A 507-nucleotide genomic window follows, 5' to 3' on the forward strand; every position below is an offset into this window, starting at 1 on the left:
TGGTCTCTCGGCGAAGACGCCAGCCGGACACTGATCAAGCACGCGCTCGAGGCCGGGATCAACTTCTTCGACACCGCCAACGGATACTCGCTGGGCAGCAGCGAGGAGATCCTCGGTCGCGCCCTCAAAGACTTCGCCGACCGCGACGAAGTCGTCATCTGCACCAAGGTGTGCTCCCCGATGCGCCCAGGCCCCAACGGACACGGACTGTCCCGAAAGGCAATCCTGACCGAGATCGACCACAGCCTGCGCCGGCTGGGCACCGACTACGTCGACATCTACATGGTTCACCGCCTCGACATCCACACCCCGATCGAAGAGACCCTCGAAGCACTACATGACGTGGTGAAGGCTGGTAAAGCCCGCTACCTCGGGGCGTCTTCGATGCGTGCCTTCGAATTCGCCAAAGCCCTTCACTTACAACGCCAATATGGTTGGTCCGCCTTCATCACCATGCAAGACCAGTACAACTTGCTCGCCCGTGAGGAAGAACGCGAGATGCTGCCG

1 protein-coding gene is annotated in these 507 nt (G+C 60.9%); it reads left to right on the forward strand.

Annotation, left to right across the window (positions count from 1 at the left end; translation table 11 throughout):
- Positions 1–507 (forward strand): aldo/keto reductase (locus A5695_RS16200; protein ID WP_197515512.1); only part of this gene is annotated, 507 nt, incomplete at both ends.

The sequence above is a fragment of the Mycobacterium sp. E1747 genome, assembly GCF_001667775.1.
Taxonomy (GTDB): Bacteria; Actinomycetota; Actinomycetes; order Mycobacteriales; family Mycobacteriaceae; genus Mycobacterium.